The sequence below is a fragment of the Microbacterium sp. MDV22-iso44 genome (assembly GCF_058629135.1).
In genome coordinates this window covers 643767-663052 of the sequence record NZ_JBZVWS010000002.1, presented here as the reverse complement: position 1 = coordinate 663052, position 19286 = coordinate 643767, and the positions used below count along the sequence as shown (strand labels likewise).

General features: G+C 71.5%; 19 protein-coding genes. 14 read left to right on the top strand and 5 right to left on the bottom strand.

What is annotated here, in order from left to right:
- Nucleotides 1–31: 31 nt before the first annotated feature.
- Complete coding sequence (locus tag AC4NN1_RS09960) at nt 32–781, bottom strand: WecB/TagA/CpsF family glycosyltransferase (RefSeq protein WP_491955171.1); 750 nt, start codon at nt 779–781, stop codon at nt 32–34.
- A 745-nt stretch (nt 782–1526) separates the two neighbouring features.
- On the opposite strand from AC4NN1_RS09960, the gene AC4NN1_RS09955 reads away from it, so the two are divergent.
- Nucleotides 1527–2273, top strand: coding sequence for an LPXTG cell wall anchor domain-containing protein (locus AC4NN1_RS09955; protein WP_491955170.1), 747 nt, complete (start codon nt 1527–1529; stop codon nt 2271–2273).
- A complete protein-coding gene (locus tag AC4NN1_RS09950; protein WP_491955169.1) occupies nt 2270–4018 on the top strand; it encodes a DUF4012 domain-containing protein in 1749 nt (582 codons plus the stop codon). The genes AC4NN1_RS09955 and AC4NN1_RS09950 overlap by 4 nt, the downstream gene beginning before the upstream one ends.
- 230 nt (nt 4019–4248) lie before the next feature.
- Here the strand turns inward: AC4NN1_RS09950 and AC4NN1_RS09945 are convergent, their stop codons facing one another.
- A complete protein-coding gene (locus AC4NN1_RS09945; RefSeq protein WP_491955168.1) occupies nt 4249–6711 on the bottom strand; it encodes a helix-turn-helix transcriptional regulator in 2463 nt (820 codons plus the stop codon).
- A gap of 352 nt (nt 6712–7063) precedes the next feature.
- Here AC4NN1_RS09945 and AC4NN1_RS09940 point away from each other — a divergent pair, with 352 nt between their 5' ends.
- A complete protein-coding gene (locus tag AC4NN1_RS09940; RefSeq protein WP_018185675.1) occupies nt 7064–7366 on the top strand; it encodes a DUF1540 domain-containing protein in 303 nt (100 codons plus the stop codon).
- 122 nt (nt 7367–7488) lie between these two features.
- Nucleotides 7489–8310, top strand: coding sequence for a methyltransferase family protein (locus AC4NN1_RS09935; protein ID WP_491955167.1), 822 nt, complete (start codon nt 7489–7491; stop codon nt 8308–8310).
- On the opposite strand, the gene AC4NN1_RS09930 is transcribed toward AC4NN1_RS09935, so the two are convergent.
- Together AC4NN1_RS09930 and AC4NN1_RS09925 are read right to left on the bottom strand one after the other, a co-directional pair.
- On the bottom strand, nt 8271–9089 hold the full coding sequence (locus tag AC4NN1_RS09930; protein WP_491955166.1) for a hypothetical protein: 819 nt from the start codon (nt 9087–9089) through the stop codon (nt 8271–8273). The genes AC4NN1_RS09935 and AC4NN1_RS09930 overlap by 40 nt on opposite strands.
- The gene (locus tag AC4NN1_RS09925) at nt 9089–9460 is read right to left on the bottom strand and encodes a hypothetical protein (protein WP_018185672.1); all 372 of its coding nucleotides are present in this window, start codon (nt 9458–9460) and stop codon (nt 9089–9091) included. The genes AC4NN1_RS09930 and AC4NN1_RS09925 overlap by 1 nt, the downstream gene beginning before the upstream one ends.
- A gap of 86 nt (nt 9461–9546) precedes the next feature.
- Between AC4NN1_RS09925 and AC4NN1_RS09920 the strand changes: the two genes are divergently transcribed.
- Together AC4NN1_RS09920 and AC4NN1_RS09915 are read left to right on the top strand one after the other, a co-directional pair.
- On the top strand, nt 9547–10086 hold the full coding sequence (locus AC4NN1_RS09920; protein WP_018185671.1) for a YaeQ family protein: 540 nt from the start codon (nt 9547–9549) through the stop codon (nt 10084–10086).
- A gap of 88 nt (nt 10087–10174) precedes the next feature.
- Nucleotides 10175–11377 carry a fatty acid desaturase family protein gene (locus tag AC4NN1_RS09915; protein ID WP_491955165.1) on the top strand — a complete coding sequence of 401 codons (1203 nt, stop codon included), beginning with the start codon at nt 10175–10177 and terminating at the stop codon, nt 11375–11377.
- A gap of 3 nt (nt 11378–11380) precedes the next feature.
- Here AC4NN1_RS09915 and AC4NN1_RS09910 read toward each other — a convergent pair whose 3' ends face one another.
- A complete protein-coding gene (locus tag AC4NN1_RS09910) occupies nt 11381–11971 on the bottom strand; it encodes a nitroreductase family protein (protein WP_336125800.1) in 591 nt (196 codons plus the stop codon).
- Nucleotides 11972–12029: 58 nt separating this feature from the next.
- Here AC4NN1_RS09910 and AC4NN1_RS09905 point away from each other — a divergent pair, with 58 nt between their 5' ends.
- The 8 genes from AC4NN1_RS09905 to AC4NN1_RS09870 all read left to right on the top strand — a co-directional run bounded on the left by AC4NN1_RS09905 (nt 12030) and on the right by AC4NN1_RS09870 (nt 19062).
- Nucleotides 12030–12425 carry an SRPBCC family protein gene (locus AC4NN1_RS09905; RefSeq protein ID WP_018185666.1) on the top strand — a complete coding sequence of 132 codons (396 nt, stop codon included), beginning with the start codon at nt 12030–12032 and terminating at the stop codon, nt 12423–12425.
- Between the two features lie 90 nt (nt 12426–12515).
- Entirely contained in the window at nt 12516–14078 is a 1563-nt protein-coding gene (locus tag AC4NN1_RS09900) for a carboxyl transferase domain-containing protein (RefSeq protein WP_491955164.1), read from the top strand.
- Entirely contained in the window at nt 14078–16042 is a 1965-nt protein-coding gene (locus AC4NN1_RS09895) for an acetyl/propionyl/methylcrotonyl-CoA carboxylase subunit alpha (RefSeq protein WP_491955163.1), read from the top strand. Before AC4NN1_RS09900 ends, AC4NN1_RS09895 begins: the two co-directional genes overlap by 1 nt.
- Nucleotides 16039–16530: a MaoC family dehydratase gene (locus AC4NN1_RS09890; RefSeq protein WP_018185663.1), complete on the top strand. Its 492-nt coding sequence runs from the start codon at nt 16039–16041 to the stop codon at nt 16528–16530. The genes AC4NN1_RS09895 and AC4NN1_RS09890 overlap by 4 nt, the downstream gene beginning before the upstream one ends.
- The gene (locus tag AC4NN1_RS09885) at nt 16527–17318 is read left to right on the top strand and encodes an HpcH/HpaI aldolase/citrate lyase family protein (RefSeq protein WP_491955162.1); all 792 of its coding nucleotides are present in this window, start codon (nt 16527–16529) and stop codon (nt 17316–17318) included. Before AC4NN1_RS09890 ends, AC4NN1_RS09885 begins: the two co-directional genes overlap by 4 nt.
- On the top strand, nt 17315–17890 hold the full coding sequence (locus tag AC4NN1_RS09880; RefSeq protein ID WP_491955161.1) for a TetR/AcrR family transcriptional regulator: 576 nt from the start codon (nt 17315–17317) through the stop codon (nt 17888–17890). Before AC4NN1_RS09885 ends, AC4NN1_RS09880 begins: the two co-directional genes overlap by 4 nt.
- A 27-nt stretch (nt 17891–17917) precedes the next feature.
- Nucleotides 17918–18613 carry an SDR family oxidoreductase gene (locus AC4NN1_RS09875; protein ID WP_491955160.1) on the top strand — a complete coding sequence of 232 codons (696 nt, stop codon included), beginning with the start codon at nt 17918–17920 and terminating at the stop codon, nt 18611–18613.
- A 2-nt stretch (nt 18614–18615) separates the two neighbouring features.
- Nucleotides 18616–19062 carry a GNAT family N-acetyltransferase gene (locus AC4NN1_RS09870; protein ID WP_491955159.1) on the top strand — a complete coding sequence of 149 codons (447 nt, stop codon included), beginning with the start codon at nt 18616–18618 and terminating at the stop codon, nt 19060–19062.
- Nucleotides 19063–19286 lie beyond the last annotated feature (224 nt).

Genomic DNA, 19286 nt, shown 5'->3' with positions numbered 1-19286 from the left:
GGTCCGGCCGTGCCCGCGTGCGGGTGACGGTTCATGCATCGTGGTGAGCCGAGGATCGGCGGTCGGCCAGAGAGGCCTGCGGTTCCTCGATGAGGTTCCGCGTCGCTGATCGCTTCGGCTCGAGCATGAGCCGCCACATCTTCTCGAGTCCGGCTCGCCCGACCCACCGGGGGGCGTGCGCGGCTCGACCTGTCAGAAAATCCATCACCGTGTCGGCAGCCAGGAGCACACGCGCACCCGTGGCATGCCCGTAGGTGTCGATCCACTCCTCCTGCGTGGCCCTGCCGACGCAGACGATCACGAGGTCCGTGTCGGTGTGCCGGAGCTGCTCCGCGATCTCCGCGGACGCGCCCGGTGACGAGACCTGCTCCCGGGTCGGCGTCCAGTGGCCGATGAGTGCGACACCGGGCCATTCGGCCATCACCCGTCGGTGGAGCGTCTCGCGCACGTCCGGAGAACCCCCCACGACCGCTACGCGCCACCGCTCGGCACTCGCGCGGGTCAGGACGTCACCGATCAGGTCGCCTCCGTCCAGCCGCGGCCACTCCGCTCCGGTCGCGCGCTTCGCTCGTGCGGCGACGTGTCCGTCGTCGATGAGAGTCAGATGTCGGATGCCGCTGGCATCCGACGCCTCGTGGTGCGGGTGGTCGAGTGTCGCCGGGACGACCGCGAGCGGCGAGAGCCGTCGATCGTGGATGGTGTCGGCGATCACGTCGCACGCGCCCTGCGCATCGGTGAGGTGGACGTCGGTGCCCGCGATGCGGACAGTCGGTGGCCCCATCAGCGAGGGCCTCGGAACGACCTGCGGGGCGGCGAGCGGGCCGCGCAGGCGAAGGGTGCGTATCGGCGACGTCACCGCGCGCACGGCCATCAGGCGGCCCGCCGCGTGCGCCGCGCCGACACGCGTGTCGCGCAGTGCTGTCCTGCGTCGAGTGCGCGACGCAGTCGGCGCGCCCCCGTATTCCGTTCTGTCCCCATGAACGTTCCGTCCCCCCCCAACATCGACCAGGTCCCAGACCTGTGCCCCCAATGCGGATCCGATCCGCTGTCCCCGTTATTGACGCCGGTCCCCGTCGGCGTCTGCGCGGTGAGCCGAACCCCTCGGTCACCGCACTCTCTCCCCCTGGTCGCTCAGCGACCGACCACGCGTCGCCCCTCACGACGCGTGGAATGTGGGCCCTTCGTACGTGTTCGTTGCGCGAACGAAGGCGTACGAAGAGCCCAGGCAGACATGGTTACGGCCCCCAAGCTCGCCCCCACTTCCTCTGCTGCCGCCTTGTGCCGTGTCAACTCCCCAAAGCCTCTACGGCGGCGATATCGGAACGCTACAGCCGAGTCGCCCGTCCACCAATAGGGGGACAAACCTAATCTGTTGTCCCCCAAACGGGGGACAACTAGGGGATCGGATTAGGGGTTCGTGGAGGCAAACACGGGAGGTCTGTCGACCGGATCGGAGATAACGTGACGGCTGTACATCGAGCGCGCCCACCTGAGGCGCGGGCTCGAATGCCTTTGGGGAGGCTGTTATGTGGGGGAACATCTGGCGTGCCACGATCGTGGTCGCCGTCATCGCAGGGGCCGGCTCGACGCCGGCGTTCGCCGCGGACGGATCGTACGTCCCGAGCAGTCCGCCGGACGGTGGGCTCGACGGATCGGTCGTGCAGGCGCTGTGCGTCGATGAGGCGCCCACGATCGACTACTCGATCGTGCGCGTCGCCGCGACGGCGAGTGCGCGCAGCCTCTCGACCGGACCGGTGACGGTGTCGACCGCTCTGGCCGCGTCGTCGACGGTCGCCTCGACTGTCCGGGCCATCGTCGCGACGGCGGCGACCTCGACACCGACCGCAGAGCTCGTGATCCGGGGTGACGGGCAGGAGATCGCCGTCCCGCTGCGGGTGGATGCCGCGGGTGAAGGCACCGGCAGTATCCTGTGGCCCGGCGTCGAGGTCTCTGGCGACGGCACCGTCGAGGCTCTGCCCGGCTGGGTCCGTTCCGGCGACCAGTGGGAGCCCCGCAACGATGCCGCCGCGTGGACCACGGGCGACGTGACGGCTCAGCTGCGGGTCGGGGGCGAGCGTATCGATGTTCCGCTCGCCTACCCGGGCTACTCCGACGACTGTGCGACGCCGGTCGGCGTCGCGTCGGGAAGCGTCTCCCGCGGGCTGGCGCAGACGGGCGGACAGTGGCCCGTCGCCGCGGCCGTGGGTGGAGCCGCTGCCGTGGTCGCCGGTGTCCTCCTCGTCGCGCGTCGTCGCCGCCGGGTCGAGTCGTGAGACGGCGCCGTCGACTGATCCTGGTCGCCGGCGCCCTCCTCCTCATCGGCACCGCTGCCGCGGCCGTGCACGTCGGTCGCTCGGCATGGGATCTCAAGGAGGCGCTCGATGTTGCGGGGGATGACGCGGCCATCGCGGTGAAGGCCGTCGGCTCGGGTGACATCGACGGCGCGAAGGCCGCCGCCGACCGACTCGTCGACGGTATCTCGCACGAGATCCCGGACGACCCGGTCTGGTATGCGGCGGAGGCACTCCCCGGAATCGGACCGAACCTCTCCGCGGCGCGACGCGCGGCCACCGCGGTCGTCGACGTGGCGGATGACGTCGCTCCCGCCGTCCTCGACACGGCACGCGGCCTCGAGGGCGCCGACGCCGCGGGAGCGGTCCGCGTCCTGCGACACGCAGCTCCGGCCCTCACCCGCGCAGCGGCGGCGCGCGACGACGTCGCGGAGGATCTCGCCGACATCGACCGGAACGCCCTTGTCCCGCAGCTGGCGAACGGTGTCGGCCGTGTCGTCGACGCCGTCGATGACATCCGGCCGCTGACGGACGGTGCGGCGCAGGCGGCCGACCTGGTGCCGACGATCCTCGGTGCCGAGGGCGACCGGCGCATCCTGGTCGTCCTGCAGAACACCGCGGAACTGCGTACCGGGGGCGGCATCACGGGGACATTTCTCGAGCTCCGGGCCCACGACGGCATCCTCACGCTCGGCGCGCAGCGCGATTCGTCGCAGTTCTCGCCGGCGGCATCCCCGCTGACGGCGGTGTCCGCCGCGGAGGTGCGATCCCTGGGTGACGGGATCGGCCGCTACGTGCAGAACGCGTCGATGACCGCGGACTTCCGGGTGACGGCTCAGCTCGCGTCGGCGTGGTGGCAGAAGTCGGGCGAGACGGCACCGGACCTCGTCGTCTCGATGGACCCCGTCGTCCTCTCCGCGATCCTCGGCGCCATCGGTCCGGTCGAGACGTCTGCCGGCGTTCTCAACCAGAAGAACGTCATCGACAGACTGCTCGTCGAGCCCTACCGGACGCTCGACCAGGATGCCCAGGGGCGTCTGTTCTCGGATGCCGCGGCCGCCGTGTTCACGGCCCTCACCGAACGGGCCCGTCCCGCCGCGATGATCCCCGGCCTCGTGGGAGCGGTCGAGGAGGGGCGGATCTCGGTCTGGAGTCGTCACCCCGACGAGCAGAAGGTCCTCGCCCGAACCGCGCTGGCCGGCCCGCTCGCGAGGCAGGATGCCGCCGGCCCGAACGCCTTCGCCGCCTACTTCAACGACGCGACGGGCGGCAAGCTCACCCCGTACCTGACGGTGGGACTCGCGACGCGCTCGGGGGTGTGTCGCGCCGACGGTCTCCGCGAGGTGGAGGTGGAGGTGTCCCTCGGCAGCACGCTGACGAAACGGGATGCCGAGACGTTGCCCGTCAGCGTCACCGGGGGCGGGTTCTACGGTGCTGCGGCCGGCGACATCGCCCCGACGGTCACGGTCGTCACGCCGCCGGGATGGTACGCGGGTGGGGTATCGCTCGACGGTGCAGCCGCCGCATCCGTCGATGCCGGCGAGGACGGCCGTGTCCTCGTCACCCGTCGGGTCGACCTCGCGCCGGGGGGATCCCACGTCCTGACGTTCCGATTCGTCGCCGGACCGGACGTCCCGCTCGACACGGCGACACCCGAGCTCCTCCACACTCCGCTGCTGAAGCGGGTCGACGTCGCCTCGTCGGATATCGGGTGTCCCGCCGCTTGAGGTGAGGCCGCTCACCTCAAGATCTCGCGAATGTCTATTCGGGAAGAGAGCTTTCCTCTAGCATTGAAGCGCCATCCCCCTACGGTTGCCGGGCCGTTCCCCAAGCGGTCTTGACGCGCATTGTCCCCAAACGTGTCCGTCTCTGGCATCCCGGATGGCTTCGCGGACCCCCTCCCGCCGCAGTCCCCACTGAACTGGCCCGAGGGGGTCCGCCCTTTCAGGGGCGTTCGTCAGCGGCTTTCAGCGTTGTCCGTGCCGCCGTCCTCGGCGCCGACGATCGCTTGGAGTTTGGCGATCAGGTCGGTACGCGAGGTGGCGCCGATCCGGCGCCGGATGCGTGCGATGTGGTGCTCGGCAGTGCGCGGCGAGATGAAGATGGCCTCGCCGATCTCGGCGTAGGTCATGCCGCGAAGGACGAGGCCCGCCACCTCGCGCTCGCGCGCGCTCAGCAGGCCGCTGTCGCCGAGAGCCACATCGTTGGTCGCGCTCCCTGGCGCCGCGCTCGGGTGGAGCGTCCGAGCGAACGCAGCGAGTCGGATCCCCGTCCGGCGATCGCGCGAGCGCTCCGACAGGGTGATGGCCAGGCGCGCGCCCTCCCACCCGAGGCCCATCTCAGCCATGCGCGACGCGACCTCTTCGATGCGTTCCGCGGCGCCCTCGTCGACCCGGTTCCGCGACCACTCGGTGGCGGCGGCCGACAGGGCCCCCGCAAGTCGCGACCCGCGCGCGACGGCGGAGAGCGTCCGCACCGTCTGCGCCTGCCCGTGCGGGTCCCGCGCGAGCATCGCTCGCTGGAAAGAGGACCACGTCAGCGGAACCGACCACATCAGCGGGTCACCGAGGCCGTGGAGGATCCCGTTCAGCGTCTCGAGTGCGGGGGCCACCCGCTCGGAGTCGTCGAACACCGGAGCGGTCTCGATGAACTCGCGCAGGGGGTGGAGGAGGAAGAGGTCCGGTTCGACGTGACGGACATCGTCCCGCACCCGCATCCACAGGGCACGCAGCTCGTCGAGCGAACCGTACCGTCGCACGTGGGCGAGCATGACGGCGTCGCGGACGAGGATCTCGCGACTGCTCAAGGGGAGGAACGAGGCATCCACATCCGCCAACCGGGCGGCCGACTCCTCGGGATGCTGCCGGTGCACGGCGACCCACGCGGCCCAGAGCAGCAGCCGCGAGCGCGCCCACGGGCCGCCGTGGTCGTCCATGAGCGCATCGCCGAGGATGTTCGCGGCGGTCTGCAGTTCGCCGAGGTTGATGGCGCCGATCGCGGCGATGACCGCCGGCAGTTCGGGGACCGGACCGTTCTCACCGGAGTCCCCGTAGGTCTCGCTGGCGCGGACGAGTTCGTCGAACGCGCCGCCCGCAGGCCAAGTGAGCGAAGCCGCCAGGCCCCTCATCAGCTTGGCGTGGGCCACCCTCAGCGTCGTCGGGACTCCTCCGGTACCCGCGTTCAGTCGCTCGACCGCGTCGAGCAGAGGCGCGCGGTCTCCCGTGCCGAACGAGGCGAGGGCGCCCTGCGCGTAGAGGAGGAAGTCGTGACCGGGCTGCGCGCGGTAGGTCATGGCGCTCGCGCGGAGGAATCCGCGCGCACTCCACGCCGAGCCGAGGATGCGGAGCGCTTCGCTGTGATCGTCGCCCTCCGCCGACAGGGCGACGGCGTCGACGAGGGAGGCGGCCTCGTCGATGTCGCCTCGGTCCCACGCCATGCGCGCCTTCCTGAGCGCGATGCGGTTCGGATCCGCCCCGGCGGCGAGCGCCGCGTCGTAGAGTTCCGTGGCCCGGGCGAAGTCGTAGGTCGCGGCCTGGTCCGCGTGAGCCTGGAGGACCCGGGCCAGACGCGCGTCGACGTGGCCGCCGAGCGACGATGCCACCTCGGCATCCAGCGACGGGATCGACGACGTGTCGAGCAGGTCGATCAGCTGGGCGACAGGCGTCGTCCGGGTGACGGTCGTCCGGACGATCGGCACGGGGCGACCTCCGCGAAGCAGGAGTCCTTCGGCATGCCCGACGGCGAGCGCGGCCGCCACTGCGTCGTCTGTCGCTGCCGGCAGATCTTCGTCGCCGCCGAGGCTCGCGCGGCGGACGACGGCGGCGACGGGTGGCTCGAGCGTGTCGAGGCGCAGCGCGATCACCTCTCCGACGGCACGGATGACGCGCTCGTGCGAAGGGTCGCGGCAGTAGCCGTCACCGTGCGCGGCGAGTGCCTGCTTGACGAGCCAGGTCACGGATGCCGCCATCCGGACGATCGCTCCGATGCACCCCGGGTCGATCGAACGACCGGCCTGCTCGACGGCGCGGGCGACGTCTTCGGTGTCGACCTGGCCCACAGCCAGGGCCGGTCGGGACTGCTCGATGCGTCGGATCAGTGCCGTCAGCGCCGGTGTCCACGGCCACGGGCGGCAGCTGACGACGAGTCCCGCGCTCGGGTCGTCGAGGTGCCGGTCGAGGACGCGGACCTGGTCATCGGTCAAAAGGTGCGCGTCGTCGACGAAGAGGGTGTCCTCGACGTGAGAGACCCGTCGGGAGATCTCGTCGAGGAGGGGGCTCTTGTCGGAACCCGCGGGGCCGACCACCACGAGACGGGCCGGGCGGTTCTTCGAGCTCAGTTCCTCTTCGACGTGGGTCAGAGCGAGTTGCGGCCACAGCAGAAGGGAGGGCGGAAGACCGGCGGACATCGCAGCCAGTGCCATCGCGTTCCCCTTCCCCTGAACGGAACGAGCAGACACCCGCTGACGATGTTTCGCCGTCGCACCGTTCACCCCTGCACCCGGGTCCAGATTCGGGTCCGACCCGGGGTTTCCCGCCTAAGGCGAGGTTCTGCGAAATCTACCACCGCCCCCACTCCGTGCGGGGCGGAATGCGAAAACAGTGGAGTGTGTGGTATCAGGGTCGCCGAGTGGAAGGCTCGCGGCGCCGTGTGTAGGTCAGGCTCACCTAACCCGATTTTCCTCGCCTGACCGGGGAGAAAAGGCTGAACTTAGGCTGTCCGAACCGCGGGGGTCGGCGCGTACTCTCGAGTCACGACCACTGAAGGAGGCTCTCATGAGCACCACTCTCGACGACCTGCCCCGCGTGTCCGAGTGCAATGCCCTCGGCTGCTCGTACAACGACCACTCGCACTGCCACGCCGCCGCGGTGACCATCGGTGGGACGCCCGGTGACGCCGAGTGCGCCACGTTCATCCCCCTCGGCACGAAGGGCGGCCTCGACAAGGTCGTCAGTCACGTCGGCGCCTGCCAGCGCGCCGAGTGCGTCTTCAACTCGTCGCTCGAGTGCACCGCCGCGACGGTGCGCGTGGGACCCGGAGCGGAGTCGGCCGACTGCCTCACGTACCAGGCCGCCTGACACCCGCCCTCGCGCGCGCCTACTTCGCGGTCCAAGCGGCGGGCGGCGCGCTCTGGTGGGTCGCCGTCTTCACGGTCCCCGTCGTCCGTGAAGCCACGCTGGGGAGCATCGATCCCTTCGTGATGGCGAGCCTCGACATCCCTCTCTTCGTGATCGCCTCGGCGCTCGCGGCGACGGGGATCCGCGCAGCAGCCGTCATCGCCACGGGCTGGACGCTGCTCGTCACCGTCTTCCTCGCGCTCTTCGCGGTGGCGACGACGGAGGCGGGATGGGGTGCCGTCCTCATGATCGCGGCGGCCGCGGCATCCGTTCTCGCCGCCACCGTCATCGTGCACGGGTCCCTTCCCACGCACTGGCTCATGGTGGGGCCCTTCCGGATCCGCCCTGCGTCGCCGGGAGCGACGGTGCGTAGCCATGTCGGAGCGACGGCTCTTCAGATCGTCGTGTTCTGGGGCCTGGCGCTCGGAGTCGTTCCCGCGGTCATCGTCTGGGTCGAGACGAGATGGATGCTGCACGTGCCGGTACCTGCCGGGGCGCGTGGCGCCGGTGTCGCCCTCTTCACCGTTGCGAGTGCCGTCGGGTTGTGGTCCGGCGCCGTGATGTCGACGCAGGGTGAGGGCACGCCGCTGCCGATCGCGACGGCGCGGCGCCTCGTGATCCGCGGCCCCTACCGTTTCGTCCGCAACCCGATGGCGGTCGCGGGCATCGCACAGGGCGTCGCGGTCGGGATGATGCTCTCGTCGTGGCTGGTGGTTCTCTACGCCGCCTGCGGCTCCGTCGTGTGGAACGCCGCGATCCGACCGCACGAAGAACGCGACCTCGAGGCGCGGTTCGGCGACGAGTTCCTGCGGTACCGGGAGCGGGTGCGGTGCTGGGTGCCGCGTCTGACACCGGTCGCGGTCGATCAGCCCGCGGCTTCTCCGGCGGGGGCCTCCGCCGAGTAGACCTCGACGGCGTCGTCGGCCAGCACGAACTGCAGACGGGTGCCGATGGCGAACTTCTCGCGCAGGGCGGCCGGCGTGGTGCTCGACACCACGAGGCTCGATGCCGGCGCGAAGGGCTCCGCTGCGCAGCTCGTGTACCAGGCTCCCGACCACCCGTCCTCGGGGGAGGCGCTCCAGGCTTCGTCCGGCAGGATCTGCAGGCACCGCGCCTTGACGCCGTCGCCGGTGTCGTAGTGGGCGACGATCGGTGTCATGCCCGCGAGTGCGCGGTAGATGCGGCCGTCCTCGGGTGGAGCGCTCAGGACCTCGGGCCAGGCCCGTTCCGCGTCGAGGGGGAGCGACGTGACGTGGGTGACCTCGACGTCGGCAGGGCTCGTGGCCCCCGCGGTCAGGGCGGGGGCGCTCGCCGCCGCGGTGATGCCGACCGAGAGGGTGGCGACCGCCGCGAGGGATCCCGCCCACGCGAGGCCCGCCAGCACGCGTCGCCGACCCGCATCGGTGCCGGTAGTTGCTCGTGCGGCGCGGAGGTCGGCGGCGACGGCGGCCGGAACCGTCGGCGCGGGAGGCGCCGACGGTCGGGGTGTCTGCTGTCGGGGTGTCTGCTGTCGGGGCGCTTCTGGAACTCCGTCGACCACGGGCGGGCGGTGTCTCTCGTCGCGGGCGCGCGTCTCGAGCTCGGCGAGCCGGCGTCGCGCGGGGGGATCGTCGTCCAGGCCGCCGCCGGGCCCGTACGCTCGAGCCTGCAGCGCGCGCAGCTCTGCGCTCAGGCCGTCGTCCATCAGAGCCCGAGAGTCTCGGGGGCGATGGATCCCGCCTCGGCCTCGACCTCGGCCAGCGACTTGGTCTGCAGGAAGGTGCACAGCATCGACACCATCGCGAGCTCGCCCGAGAGCTCCAGTGTGCGACTGGCGTTGAGCTTGAGGTCCAGCTCGCGCGCCTCGAAGGTGATGCCCCAGTGGATCGAACCGAGAGGCTCGGGCTGGATGTAGGTGAGCGTCATCGAGTCGAGGAGGTTGAGCGCGATCAGGCCCGTGTCGAGCCCGTCGGTCCCGTCCTGCGGGATGACCTTGACCCGGTCGCTGATCGGATACCCCAGCGCGGCGAACTCCCCGAGCCAACGCTCGAGCATCTCCTTGCTGTGGAACGGCATGAGCAGTCTCCTGGAGGAACGCCGGATGGGACGCGACCATTATCACCCGTGCGACCTGCGAAGGGCATCCCGCCTAGGCTCGACGGATGGCCATCGGATCCACGATGCACACGTTCACCGTGCACCTCGCCGACGTCGATCGCGGCGTCTACGACGAACTGTCGCTGCGCATCGCGCGGCATCCGTCCGAGACGGCGGCGAACGTCCTCCTCCGCGTGCTCGCGTACGCCCTCGAGTATGAAGACGGGATCGCCTTCAGCGAGGGCATCTCGGCGACCGCCGAGCCGGCGGTCCTGATCCGCGATGCGACGGGTCGGATGACGGCCTGGATCGATGTCGGTGCTCCGGATGCCGCGCGTCTGCACTCGGCCAGTAAGGCGGCCGACCGGGTCGCGGTGTACACCCACCGCGAGCCGAACCGTCTGGCGCAGGCGTGGGCGGGCAAGACGATCCACCGCGCGGCCGACATCCCGGTCTACAGCTTCGATCGCGACTTCGTGGACGATGCCGCTTCCGCTCTGGAGCGGCGCAGCACACTCACCGTGTCGGTCACCGAGCGGCAGCTCTATCTCGACGTCAACGGCCGGTCCACCTCGTCGGCCATCGCGGAGCAGCGGGTCGGCTGACACCTCCGGTCCGGCGGGATGCGGGACGCTCCAGCCTGTGCAGCCCCTGGCAGTCGCGTGGGGATCACCGATGCATGCCGTTGCGGCGATGCGCCTCCCCGTAGCGTGGCCCTCACGTGGTCGGCATCCGCTGATCGTTTCTCCCTCCGCCCCGGCGGACACCCGATCTCGAGCAGGTGCTTTCATCGCTTCAACCGTCACCGAGTCGCGTCTCGGTCCCGTCCGCCAGACATACGCCGGAACAGCGGAGTTCCCCCCGATGGCGAAAGCGTTCACCGACGTCTCGCGCATCGTCCGCGAAACGGGGTTGCTGCACCGGACCCACGCCTTCTACGTCATGGTCGGCATCGCGCTGACGCTCGCCTTCGGCGGAGCAGTGACCGGATTCATCCTGCTCGGTGACAGCTGGTTCCAGCTGCTCATCGCCGGGGCCCTCGGCATCATCTTCACTCAGGTGGCCTTCCTCGCCCACGAGGCGGCGCACCGGCAGATCCTGAGCTCCGGTCCCGCCAACGATCGCCTCGCGCGCATCCTCGCGGCCGGTGTCGTCGGCATCAGCTACGCCTGGTGGACCGGCAAGCACACGCGTCACCACGCGAACCCGAACCGCGTCGGCAAGGACCCCGACATCGAGATCGACACGCTCTCGTTCATCGAGACGGATGCCGCATCGGCTCGCGGCCTGCGCCGCGCGATCACGAAGCGTCAGGGCTGGCTGTTCTTCCCCCTCCTCACCCTCGAGGGCCTCAACCTGCACTTCCTCGGCCTGAAGTTCCTCTTCACCGAGAAGGACGTGAAGGCGCGCTGGCTGGAGATCGCCATGATCGTCCTGCGACTGGCCGTCGTCCTCGTCCCGGTGTTCCTGCTCCTGCCCCTCGGCATGGCGTTCGCCTTCGTCGGTGTGCAGCTCGCCGTCTTCGGCGTGTACATGGGCGCGTCGTTCGCCCCGAACCACAAGGGGATGCCGGTCATCGCCCCCGACGCGAAGCTCGACTTCTTCAGCAAGCAGGTGCGCACCTCCCGCAACATCCGCGGCGGCTGGTGGGCCACCTGGCTCATGGGCGGTCTGAACTACCAGGTGGAGCACCACCTGTTCCCGAACATGCCCCGCCCGCACCTGTCGAAGGCTCGCGAGATCGTGCGCGAGCACTGCGCGACCCTCGGGGTTCCGTACACGGAGACGAGCCTCGGCCGGTCGTACGCGATCGTCATCGACTACCTGAACCGCGTGGGCCTCGCCGCCCGCGACCCGTTCGACTGCCCGATGACGGCGGAGTTCCGCCGGGGCTGAGCCTCAGACGGCACCCGCGTCAGCGGGAAGAGCGCCGAGGAACGGTTCGGGATCGAGCCGCTTCCTCGGCGCTTCGTCGATTCTGGCGCGGAGGTCGGCGTCGACACTCCCGACGTAGAGCCAGCCCATCAACAGTTCGTGGTCGGCGAGACCGTGGAGCGCGCGCACCTCGGGGGAGTTGACCGCGAGGCCCGTTCGCCACATGACGCCCCATCCGGCCCGCCAGAGCGCGAGCTCGAGCAGGTGCGCGGCGCCCGCGGCGGTGGCGTGCTGCTCCCAGACGGGCACGGCCGGGTGCGCCTTCGGGCTCGCGACGACCGCGATCAGCAGGTCGGCGCGGAACGGCTTCATGTTCCGCTCCCCGGGCTCACGGGTGGTGCCGGCGGCGGCGTCGAGCGCGTCGCCGAGGCGGGCGCGGTCATCGCCGCGCAGCGCGAGCAGGCGCCAGGGGCGGAGGGCCTTGTGGTCCGCGACGGGGGTGACGGCGGCGAGCAGCTCGCGCAGCTCGTCGTCGGTCGGAGCACCCGGCCCCACTTTCGCGAGCGACCGCCGCGTCGCCATCGCCTCGAGGACCGGATCGTCGAACGTCGCCATCCCTCCATCCTCGTCGCTTCCGAGGCGGGTGTCGCCGAGGCGGGGTAGCGTCCCGGTCATGACCTGGCCCGCCCATCACCTCTCCCGCACGATCGAGCGCCCACCGCGCGAGGTGATCGCCTTCGCCGGAGACCCCGCGAACCTGCCGCGGTGGGCGGCGGGGCTGAGCTCCGGCATCCGGAACGATGGCGGCCACTGGCTCGCGGACTCGCCCCTGGGGGACATCGAGGTCGCGTTCGTCGGGCCGGTCGAGGCGGGCGTGCTCGATCATGACGTCCGTCTTCCGGACGGCACGGTCGTGCACAACCCGCTGCGGGTGCTGCGCAACGATGCCGGCAGCGAGGTGGTCTTCACGCTGTTCCGCCGTGACGGCGTCACGGATGCGGAGTTCGCTGAGGATGCCGCGGCGATCGAGGCCGACCTCGAGACGCTCCGGGCGGTGATGGAGAGCTGACCGGGCCTTCCCGTGCCGGGGCCGCGGTGTTATCGTTCGACTGAGTTATCAATCGATAACTGAAGCACTCTCCCGGAGGTGCCGTCGACGATGACAGCCCCCACGACGTATCCCGACCTGGTCGCCGAGCTCGAGCGGCGTCGCGCCGAGGCCGCCCGCGGCGGCCCCGAGCGGGCGCGCGAGCGGCACACCGCCCGCGGCAAGCTGCTCGCCCGCGACCGCATCGACACCCTGCTCGACGTCGGCAGCCCCTTCCTGGAGGTCGGTGCGCTCGCCGGTCTCGACCTGTACGACGACGAATGCCCCTCCGGAGGCGTCGTCGCCGGCGTCGGACTGATCCACGGCCGGCACATCATTGTCGTCGCGAACGACGCGACGGTGAAGGGCGGCACGTACTACCCGATCACCGTCAAGAAGCACCTGCGAGCACAGGAGATCGCCGCCGAGAACCGCCTGCCGTGCGTCTACCTCGTCGACTCCGGTGGCGCGTTCCTGCCCATGCAGGACGAGGTGTTCCCCGACCGCGACCACTTCGGGCGCATCTTCTACAACCAGGCGCGGATGTCGCGGGACGGCATCCCGCAGATCGCGGCGGTCCTCGGGTCGTCCACCGCCGGCGGCGCCTACGTCCCGGCGATGAGCGACGAGACGGTCATCGTCCGGAACCAGGGCACGATCTTCCTCGGCGGTCCGCCCCTCGTGAAGGCGGCGACGGGAGAGATCGTCTCGGCAGAGGACCTCGGCGGCGGCGACCTCCACACGAAGGTCTCGGGCGTCACCGACCACCTCGCCGAGAACGATGAGCACGCGCTGGAGATCGTCCGCGACATCGTCGCGACGCTCCCCGCCCCGGCACCGCTGCGCGAGCAGCCCGAGCCCGTGGTCCCCCCCGCCGCCGATCCGGCCACCCTCGTCGACGTCGTGCCGGTCGAACTCACCACGCCGTACGACGCCCACGAGATCGTCCACCGCCTCATCGACGGCGGTACGTGGCACGAGTTCAAGCGCGAGTACGGCGAAACCCTCGTCACCGGCTTCGCCCGCCTGCACGGACACCGCGTCGGCATCCTCGCGAACAACGGTGTCCTCTTCGGGGAGTCGGCGCTGAAGGGAGCCCACTTCATCGAGCTGTGCGACCAGCGCGGCATCCCGCTCGTGTTCCTGCAGAACATCACCGGGTTCATGGTCGGCCGCGAGTACGAGTCGGCCGGCATCGCCAAGCACGGCGCGAAGATGGTGAACGCCGTCGCGTGCGCGTCGGTGCCGAAGCTCACCGTCGTCGTCGGCGGCTCGTTCGGCGCCGGCACCTATTCGATGTGCGGCCGCGCCTACTCGCCGCGGTTCCTGTGGCTCTGGCCCGGTGCGCGGGTGTCGGTCATGGGCGGGCCGCAGGCGGCATCCGTCCTCTCGACCGTCCGCCGCGAGCAGATCGAGGCGCGCGGCGAGGAGTGGTCGGCGGAGGACGAGGCGGCGTTCCAGGCGCCGATCCGTGCGCAGTACGAGGAGCAGGGGAGCCCGTACTACTCGACGGCCCGCCTGTGGGACGACGGCATCCTGGCCCCGGCCGAGACCCGCGACGCGCTCGGTCTCGCCCTCGACGTCTGCCTCCGAGCCCCCTTCGACGCGCCGGGCTACGGCGTCTTCCGGATGTGATGCGCATGTTCTCGACAGTCCTCATCGCGAACCGTGGCGAGATCGCGTGCCGCGTCATCCGCACGCTGCGGGAGCTCGGCATCCGCTCGGTCGCCGTCTACAGCGACGCGGATGCCGGTGCCCGCCACGTCGCACTGGCCGACGAGTCCGTGCGCCTCGGTCCCGCGCCCGCCGCGCTGAGCTACCTCGACATCGACGCGGTGATCGCCGCGGCCCGCGCCACGGGGGCGGAGGCGATCCACCCCGGGTACGGGTTCCTCTCCGAGAACACCGCGTTCGCCGCGGCGTGCGAGCAGGCGGGGATCGTCTTCATCGGGCCGAGCGCCGACGCCATCCGCACGATGGGCGACAAGATCGCCGCGAAGCACGCCGTCGACGCCCGCGGCGTGCCGACCGTTCCCGGTGTCGCTCGCGCCGGCATGACCGACGACGAGCTGATCGCGGCCGCTCCCGAGGTGGGTTATCCGCTGCTGATCAAGCCTTCCGCGGGCGGTGGCGGCAAGGGCATGCACGTCGTGACGGATGCCGGGGGCCTGCCCGCGGCGCTCGCCGCGGCGCGACGCGAGGCGGGCGCGAGCTTCGGCGACGACACGCTGTTCCTCGAGCGCTACGTCGACACCCCGCGGCACATCGAGGTGCAGGTCCTCGCCGACGCCCACGGGACCGTCGTGCACCTGGGGGAGCGGGAGTGCTCGCTGCAGCGCCGCCACCAGAAGGTGATCGAGGAGGCGCCGTCGCCGCTTCTCGACGAGACGACTCGGGCCCGCATCGGGCAGGCGGCGTGCGAGACGGCGCGGAGTGTCGACTACCGGGGCGCGGGGACGGTCGAGTTCATCGTCGCCGCCGACCGCCCCGACGAGTTCTTCTTCATGGAGATGAACACCCGCCTGCAGGTGGAGCACCCCGTCACCGAGGAAATCACCGGTGTCGACCTCGTCGCCGCGCAGTTGCGGATCGCGGCGGGGGAGCCGCTCGGCTTCGGGCAGGACGACGTGACACTCACAGGCCACAGCATCGAGGCGCGCGTCTACGCCGAGGATCCGGCCGCCGGCTTCCTGCCGACCGGCGGGCACGTGGTGGCCGTGCGACACCCGGCGGGCCCCGGCATCCGGGTCGACAGCGCCCTCGCCGACGGACTCGACGTCTCGGTCGACTACGACCCCATGCTCGCGAAGGTCATCGCGACGGGCGCCACCCGTGACGAGGCGCGGCGCCGTCTCGTCGCGGCGCTCGGAGACACGGCCGTGCTCGGCTTCGAGACGAACGTGCCGTTCCTCCGGGCGCTGCTCGAGCTGCCCGCCGTCGCCGCCGGCGACCTCGACACGGGACTCATCGCGCGGGAGCTCGACGGGCTCCTCGCCGCGGACGATCCCGCCGACGTCCTCACCGAGGCGGCGCTGTTGATGGATGCCGCGGTCCCGCGCGTCGGCGGTCCGTGGCGGCGCGCGGACGGCTGGCGCCTGGGCTCGCCCGCACCGCGACGGTACCGGCTCGCGTCCGGCGGTGAGGAGCGGATCGTGGAGCTGGTCGGCGACGGGGTGATCGTCGACGGCGCGGCGGTCGCGGCATCCGTCCGTCCCCTCGGCGACCGGGTCGTCGTGCGCATCGGGGATCGGAGCGTCTCGCTCGTCGCGGCGGTCGACGGCGACGTCGTCTGGCTCTCGGCGGGCGGACGCGCGCACGAGGTGCGGCGCGTGCGGCTCGACCATCGCCGCGACGCGGATGCCTCGGCCGTGCCCGAACTCGTCTCGCCCATGCCCGGGGTGGTCGTGATGACCTCGGTCGCCGACGGGGCCGAGGTCGCCGCCGGCGACGCGGTGGTGGTCGTCGAAGCGATGAAGATGGAACATGTGGTGAGGGCGGAGGTCGCGGGCACCGTGGCGTTGCGCGTCGCGACCGGCGACAGCGTCGGCCGCGGGCAGACCCTGGCCGTCGTGACCCCGGCCCCGGAGGAGGACGCATGAGCGAGGAGACCCCGCGGCGCATCGTGCAGCGCGGACTGTACTTCGACGAGCTCGAGGAGGGCGCCGTCTACGTCCACAGCCCCGGCCGCACCGTGACCGAGGCCGACAACGTGCTGTTCACGACCCTCACCATGAACACGCAGTCGCTGCACCTGGATGCCGCGTGGTCGGAGCAGACCGAGTTCGGCGACCGGCTGGTCAACAGCATGTTCACCCTCTCGACCCTCGTCGGGCTGTCGGTCGCGCAGCTCACGCAGGGGACGATCGTCGCGAACCTCGGGTTCTCGGAGGTGAACTTCCCGGCGCCCGTCCGCCACGGCGACACGCTCTACGCCGAGACCGTCGTCGCCTCGAAGCGGGAGTCGCGCTCACGGCCGGGCCAGGGCGTCGTCGAGTTCGTGCACACGATGCGCAACCAGCACGACCAGGTCGTCGCGACCGCGCGTCGATCGACCCTGATGCGGATGTCGCCGGGAACGCCCGCATGAGCCTCGGTCCTGCGCTGCTGTTCTGTCCCGCCGACCGGCCGGAGCGGTACGCGAAGGCGCTCGCCGCGGCCGATGCCGTGATCCTCGACCTCGAGGACGCCGTCGCGCCGGCCGATAAAGCCGGCGCCCGTGAGGCGCTCGTGGCGGCGGACGTCGACGCCGCGCGCGTGATCGTGCGCGTGAACCCTTCCCCGACCCCCGAGCTGGCGCACGACCTCGACGCGCTGCGCGGCACCCCGTTCCGGCGGCTGATGCTCGCGAAGGCCGAGGAGACCGCCGAGGTCGACGCGCTCGACGGGTACCGCGTCATCGCCCTGTGCGAGACGCCGCGCGGGGTCGAGAACGCGGGCGCGCTCGCGCGGCATCCGCTCGTCGACGGACTCATGTGGGGGGCTGAAGACCTCGTCGCGGGGATCGGCGGGCGCTCCAGCCGCACGGGCGACGGCCGGTACCGCGACGTCGCGCGGTACGCCCGTTCGCGCGTGCTGATCGCAGCGGCCGCTGCCGGGATCGATGCCATCGACGCGGTCCACCTCGACATCGCCGACACGGCGGGGCTCGAGGACGAGGCGCGGGATGCCGCGGCATCGGGGTTCGCGGCGACCGCCTGCATCCACCCGTCCCAGGTCGAGGTCATCCGGCGTGCCTACGCGGCGACGCCCGACGAGCTCGAGTGGGCCGAGGCGGTGCTCGACGAGGCGACGCGGCAGCGCGGGGTGTTCCGGTTCCGCGGACGGATGATCGACGAGCCGGTGCTGCGGCAGGCGCGCCGGGCGCTGTCGCGATGACCACCTGGCGGGCCACGCAGAAGGCGAACCGCCGCGCGGAGCTCATGACCTCGGCCGCGCGGCTGTTCGCCGAGCGCGGGTTCGCGGCGGTGTCGACCGGCGACCTCGGCGACGCCGTCGGGATGAGCGGACCGGCCCTCTACCGCCACTTCGCGAGCAAGGAGGCGCTGCTGTGCGACCTGCTGCTCGAAGCGAGTGAACGACTGCTCGAGGGCGGTCGCGCGCTGACGGCCTCGGGAGGTGCGGCGCGCGAGGTCTTCGAGGCGCTCATCGCCTTCCACCTCGACTTCGCCACGAGCGACGCGGACGTCATCCGGGTCCAGGATCGCGAGCTCGCGAACCTGCCGGTGGACGTCAACCAGCGGGTGCGGCGGCTGCAGCGCGAGTACGTCCAGGAGTGGGATCGCCCGTTCGCCGCGCTCCGGCCGGACCTCGACGACGCCGAGCGCGAGACCAGGCTGCTCGCCGCGTTCGGGCTGTTGAACTCGACCCCGCACTCGGCCGCGCCGAGCGGTGAGCGGGCGGGCGGCATCCTGGCTGGGATGGCCCGTCGCGCGCTGCTCGACGACTGACGCGGGCGGCGATGACAGGATGAGGGGATGCCGCACACCATCGTCCTCACCGGTGCCGGATCGGGCATCGGACAGCTCCTCGCCGAGCGTCTGACCGAGCGAGGTGACCGCCTCATCCTCGTCGCGCGCGACGCGTCCCGGGCCACCGACCTGCAGTCCCGGCACCCGGGCGCCGGCGCGATCGTCGCCGACCTCGCGCGGCCCGCATCGCTCGCGGCGGCGGTCGCGGCATCCGATCTTCCCGAGGGGATCGACGCGATCGTGCACGCGGCGGGCGCCGTCGACCTCGGGCACGTCGCCGACCTCACGGTGCAGTCGTGGCAGGACCAGCTCGCCGTCAACCTCGTCGCCCCCGCCGAACTCACGCGACTGCTGCTGCCGCGCGTGCGCGCGGCGCGCGGGCAGGTGCTGTTCGTGAACTCCGGCGCCGGGCTCGCGGCCCACCCGCAGTGGGCGGCATACGCCGCGTCCAAGCACGGGCTCAAGGCGCTCGCCGACGCGCTCCGCGGCGAAGAGGCGGAGCACGGCGTGCGCGTCACCACCGTCTACCCCGGTCGGACGGCTACGCCGATGCAGGCGCAGGTCCACGCGCAGGAGGGCAGGGATTACGACGCGGATGCCTGGATCCAGCCGGCATCCGTCGTCACCGCCGTCCTCACCGCCCTCGACCTGCCCCGCGACGCCGTCATCACCGACCTGTCGGTCAAGCCCGGCCCGCGCTGACGATGCTTCGGGCGGCGACCGTCGAGGATGCCGCGGCGATCGCCGCGATCCATGTCGCCTCGCGCGCCGCGTACTACGGCCAGCACCTCGATCCGGCGGACGCGGCGCGCGATCGCGAGCCGATGTGGCGCCGACTCGTCGCTGAGGGCGGGCGGGTCGCCGTCGTCGCCGAGGACGAAGGGCTGACGGGGTTCCTGCACGTGCGGCTCGGGGAGACCCTCGAACTGGTGAGCCTGTACGTCCTGCCGGAGCTGTTCGGTCGCGGGGTCGGGTCGGCCCTCCACGAGCGATTCGACGAGATCCGCGGCGGTCGCCCGGCCGAGCTCGAGGTGTGGGACGGCAACGCACGGGCGAAGGCCTTCTACGCCGCGCGCGGCTGGCGGGCGACCGACCGCACGCGCGACGGCGTCACCGGCATCCCGTTCGTCACCTGGCGGCTCGGCGGCTGACGGCGCCCGCCCCCTGGGACGAGACCCGGACGACGTTCCGTATTCAGTCCGAGACGCAAGCTGCGGGCGACCCTGCGCCGTCGTTCCGGGAGTCCGGAGCCCGCAGCACCACTCGGGACTGAGTATCGAACGGGCTCCGCCCGGCAGGCCGGTGATGTGCCGAGTGCAGGTCGAGTGCCCGATCCGGGTGGGGCGGTGACGCCTCCGCGGCCTCTCGTCCTGTG

What these genes read in the sequence shown, in the direction of transcription:
- AC4NN1_RS09960 (WP_491955171.1), bottom strand. Translation starts at nt 781, where the DNA reads ATGGGGCCACCGACTGTCCGCATCGCGGGCACCGACGTCCACCTCACC.
- AC4NN1_RS09955 (WP_491955170.1), top strand. Translation starts at nt 1,527, where the DNA reads ATGTGGGGGAACATCTGGCGTGCCACGATCGTGGTCGCCGTCATCGCA.
- AC4NN1_RS09945 (WP_491955168.1), bottom strand. Translation starts at nt 6,711, where the DNA reads ATGGCACTGGCTGCGATGTCCGCCGGTCTTCCGCCCTCCCTTCTGCTG.
- AC4NN1_RS09940 (WP_018185675.1), top strand. Translation starts at nt 7,064, where the DNA reads ATGAGCACCACTCTCGACGACCTGCCCCGCGTGTCCGAGTGCAATGCC.
- AC4NN1_RS09935 (WP_491955167.1), top strand. Translation starts at nt 7,489, where the DNA reads ATGGCGAGCCTCGACATCCCTCTCTTCGTGATCGCCTCGGCGCTCGCG.
- AC4NN1_RS09930 (WP_491955166.1), bottom strand. Translation starts at nt 9,089, where the DNA reads ATGGACGACGGCCTGAGCGCAGAGCTGCGCGCGCTGCAGGCTCGAGCG.
- AC4NN1_RS09925 (WP_018185672.1), bottom strand. Translation starts at nt 9,460, where the DNA reads ATGCCGTTCCACAGCAAGGAGATGCTCGAGCGTTGGCTCGGGGAGTTC.
- AC4NN1_RS09920 (WP_018185671.1), top strand. Translation starts at nt 9,547, where the DNA reads ATGGCCATCGGATCCACGATGCACACGTTCACCGTGCACCTCGCCGAC.
- AC4NN1_RS09915 (WP_491955165.1), top strand. Translation starts at nt 10,175, where the DNA reads ATGCGCCTCCCCGTAGCGTGGCCCTCACGTGGTCGGCATCCGCTGATC.
- AC4NN1_RS09910 (WP_336125800.1), bottom strand. Translation starts at nt 11,971, where the DNA reads ATGGCGACGTTCGACGATCCGGTCCTCGAGGCGATGGCGACGCGGCGG.
- AC4NN1_RS09905 (WP_018185666.1), top strand. Translation starts at nt 12,030, where the DNA reads ATGACCTGGCCCGCCCATCACCTCTCCCGCACGATCGAGCGCCCACCG.
- AC4NN1_RS09900 (WP_491955164.1), top strand. Translation starts at nt 12,516, where the DNA reads ATGACAGCCCCCACGACGTATCCCGACCTGGTCGCCGAGCTCGAGCGG.
- AC4NN1_RS09895 (WP_491955163.1), top strand. Translation starts at nt 14,078, where the DNA reads ATGCGCATGTTCTCGACAGTCCTCATCGCGAACCGTGGCGAGATCGCG.
- AC4NN1_RS09890 (WP_018185663.1), top strand. Translation starts at nt 16,039, where the DNA reads ATGAGCGAGGAGACCCCGCGGCGCATCGTGCAGCGCGGACTGTACTTC.
- AC4NN1_RS09885 (WP_491955162.1), top strand. Translation starts at nt 16,527, where the DNA reads ATGAGCCTCGGTCCTGCGCTGCTGTTCTGTCCCGCCGACCGGCCGGAG.
- AC4NN1_RS09880 (WP_491955161.1), top strand. Translation starts at nt 17,315, where the DNA reads ATGACCACCTGGCGGGCCACGCAGAAGGCGAACCGCCGCGCGGAGCTC.
- AC4NN1_RS09875 (WP_491955160.1), top strand. Translation starts at nt 17,918, where the DNA reads ATGCCGCACACCATCGTCCTCACCGGTGCCGGATCGGGCATCGGACAG.
- AC4NN1_RS09870 (WP_491955159.1), top strand. Translation starts at nt 18,616, where the DNA reads ATGCTTCGGGCGGCGACCGTCGAGGATGCCGCGGCGATCGCCGCGATC.